The organism is Boseongicola sp. (genome assembly GCF_057460485.1).
This window is the reverse complement of sequence record NZ_JBVCWP010000401.1, coordinates 1-2,981: the sequence shown is the minus strand read 5'-3', so window position 1 is coordinate 2,981 and position 2,981 is coordinate 1. Positions and strand designations below refer to the sequence as shown.

The 2,981-nt window shown below is 54.4% G+C and carries 4 protein-coding genes; 1 reads left to right on the top strand and 3 read right to left on the bottom strand.

What is annotated here, in order from left to right; translation table 11 throughout:
* Positions 1 to 298: 298 nt before the first annotated feature.
* Together AC221Y_RS22780 and AC221Y_RS22775 are read right to left on the bottom strand one after the other, a co-directional pair.
* The gene (locus tag AC221Y_RS22780) at positions 299 to 889 is read right to left on the bottom strand and encodes a DsbA family protein (protein ID WP_486708576.1); all 591 of its coding nucleotides are present in this window, start codon (positions 887 to 889) and stop codon (positions 299 to 301) included.
* A gap of 155 nt (positions 890 to 1,044) precedes the next feature.
* The gene (locus AC221Y_RS22775; RefSeq protein ID WP_486708575.1) at positions 1,045 to 1,344 is read right to left on the bottom strand and encodes a hypothetical protein; all 300 of its coding nucleotides are present in this window, start codon (positions 1,342 to 1,344) and stop codon (positions 1,045 to 1,047) included.
* A 320-nt stretch (positions 1,345 to 1,664) separates the two neighbouring features.
* Between AC221Y_RS22775 and AC221Y_RS22770 the strand changes: the two genes are divergently transcribed.
* The gene (locus AC221Y_RS22770; RefSeq protein ID WP_486708574.1) at positions 1,665 to 2,513 is read left to right on the top strand and encodes a class I SAM-dependent methyltransferase; all 849 of its coding nucleotides are present in this window, start codon (positions 1,665 to 1,667) and stop codon (positions 2,511 to 2,513) included.
* 268 nt (positions 2,514 to 2,781) lie between these two features.
* Here the strand turns inward: AC221Y_RS22770 and AC221Y_RS22765 are convergent.
* Positions 2,782 to 2,981, bottom strand: a 200-nt coding sequence (locus tag AC221Y_RS22765; RefSeq protein ID WP_486708573.1) for a hypothetical protein, incomplete at its 5' end; no start/stop codon positions are given.

Here is a 2,981-nt window from a genome sequence, read left to right as displayed (position 1 = left end):
GGGCCATCTCCATCAGATAATGACGGTGGATAGCGGCCAGCTGTCGTCCTTGACGACGGTGTATGTCTGTTGCCTCCGGTACTGGCGGCGCTTTTGGTCGGCCAGCTTCGTTGAGGCTGAGTTCGTCCAGCAATTGGGTTGAAAGGTCAGTCATGATGGACAAGAATAGTCTAACTCACGCTAAGTCAAGGAAGTCTGCTTTGGCTCTTTCCTGCCATACGCTGCGGTTGCGAACATTATTTGGTTAAATTCTACACGCCGATGGCGGTTATGCAGGACACAAAGTACGCTCGATTTGTCAGCTTCTTTTGGACCAAAGCAATGCGTCATCAAGGCGGTCGTCCCCCCAGAAAACCTCGCCATCAACCACGAATGTAGGTGAACCAAATACACCAAGTTCCATGGCCTCATTTGTGGCTGTTGCAAGTACACTTATGATCCGATCGGACTGAGCAGCAACCAAGACATGGCTTGGGTCGCAACCGATTTCTTCCAGGCTTTCGGAGATGTTCGGCTCCTCTCCAGCTGGCTCGCCGCTTTCGAACCAACGCCGATAAGTGGCGCGTGTGTAGTCCGCTACCCAGCCTTCCTCAACTCCAAGTGTGGCAATCTGGTTGGCAAGCACAAGGCCTGGAACCGGATAAGGTGCCGGAATATGGGGTGCGAGACCGTAGCGATCAGCGCGACGTTCGATGTCGCGCCACATATAAGCTGTCTTCACGGGTTTGTCTTTAAAGGGGATATTATTCTGTTCAATCATCACGTGCCGGACATTGAACGGACGCCAACGAACTTCTGCCCCCGCAACTCTTTCGACCTCGGGAAGCCGCATAACAGTTAGGTAGCTGTAAGTGCTGCCAATTGAATACCAAAAATCGATTTGTGGCACGCCACGCCCTCCCATCCACTTCATTAGCATCCCAGGTTACTGCAAAGCTACATATAGGACTATCCGTTCTTCTCTTGGCAGTCTTCGGGCTCCAAGGGGCCGTCTGTTGTGAAAAGCCTCAAGGACTGCCGTGCCCATAAGATGAGCATGGCACTCTAAGCTTCGGACGATGCCAACATCTCGCCCCCGTAAGCGTCCATCAGCTCAGCTCCAAATTCCTCTGCGCCTTCAATTCGGAGGGCCGAGATATGGGTGACTGCATCATCCCGCACCTCGCGACTTGGGTAGACCGTCACGATGGCAAAACGGTCCAGTTCAGCATCTACGAGCATTGAATGTTTAGCGCCCAAAGCCAGCAGCCCCGGAAAATATTTTCGCTCCATCAGGTCTGTCACATGCTGCAGGGTCTCGGTCCCGCCTATCATTCGCCATGTCGTGATTGAAACAAAGCTCATTTTATCGTCCTCCGCTTCATTGAAGCATAGCACAGTTCGGCACTCTGGTCCCGACAGAACGGTGATCGCCATTTTGCATAGCAGTCATTGGCTGCATTGCAGCAAGCCGACAATAAGGGCTGATTGCTGCCGTTCACTGCGCGATGCATTGAGGTCTGCTTAGCGGGACGAAGTCGCCATTTACTGCAAGCAAACCTTTGTCCGCTTCTGCACATCGCGCAGGAAACACTTTTTTCTACTCAATGCCGGCCTCGCAGGACACTTGAGCAACGTGAAATGTAGTGTATCTTGACGTATCGCCTTAAGGGAGGATGCGCACGATGGCCGGAAATGGTGAACATAAAAATGAAAGTATTTGGGATTCTGCCGCTCCTGGCTGGGCAAAATGGGAATCCGCTTTGATGGGCGCCGCCGCCGAGGCGACTGAACAAATGCTGGATGCGGCCAACGTAGAAATGGGCATGAGCGTGTTGGACCTCGCCTGTGGCGCCGGCAGCCAAACGATTCAAGCCGCGAGACGCGTGGGGCCGACTGGCCGGATTTTCGCAAATGACATCGCGTCAAAAATGTTGACGTTTGTGACCTCAAATACCGCCGCCGCGGGGCTGACCAATGTCGAAACACTGCACGGACCAGCGGAAGATCTTTCCGAAAGTGGGCTGCGCGTCGATGCGGCAACCTGCCGACTCGGCCTGATGCTGTTCCAGTCGCCTCAAGACGCGCTTGCGGCCGTGCGAAGCGTCTTGGTGGAGAACGGACGCTTCGCCGTTCTTGTGGTGGCCTCGCCGCAGGACAACCTGCTGTTTTCAAAAACCATGATGATCGCACTAAAACATGCCGGGAAGACCCCGCCGCCGCTGGGTTCACCAGGGCTGTTTGCGCTGTCAGACCCTGCGAGACTAGAGAACTTATTTCAAGCGGTCGGGTATATCGACACTAGGGTCGAGCAGGTCGTCGCTCGGATGTCCATCGCATCGGTCGGCGACGCTCTAACCATGATGCAGGAGGCATTTGGTGCCTATCGCGCCGTGCTGGCCGATCTGGACGACGAAAAACGCGATCTGGCCTGGAGCGAAATCAGGGACTGCATTGGACAGTTTTCGGGCCAAGGCGGTGTTAATGCTGATATGACCTTCCTTCTGGCTTCCGGGACAAACCCGCCAACCTGATCATACGGAATTGTCGAACGGCAACACGACGCTCGCTCTCGACACCTATCGGGTCGTCTCATTGTGGCAGGGCGGAGACCGCTTCGGGTTCAAAGCTGCCGTTTGCTGTGTCATGCACCAGTGACTGTTGTGCGGGACCTTCCTGCCGTTCGCCGCGACTGCGCAATTTGCTGCGAACTGGTAAGACCGTCTATACGGAGGGTGGATTTCGATTGTTTCCCGAGCTCGCAAATTCACACGGGGGAACTCCAAGAGCGGACATTCATAGCTAGAGGGGCTTCATCCCAAACAAGAACCGGGAGAGCCGGTTGCGCCGCACCACAACGTGAAAGATCACCAACGTCACAACCACTGATGTCAGGCAAATGATCAGGTATTTCGAAACCGCTCCGGCTGAGAGTTGAACCACGAAAAAACCCACCGCAACGATAACTGTCTGATGAAGAATATATATCGGTAGAACAGCCT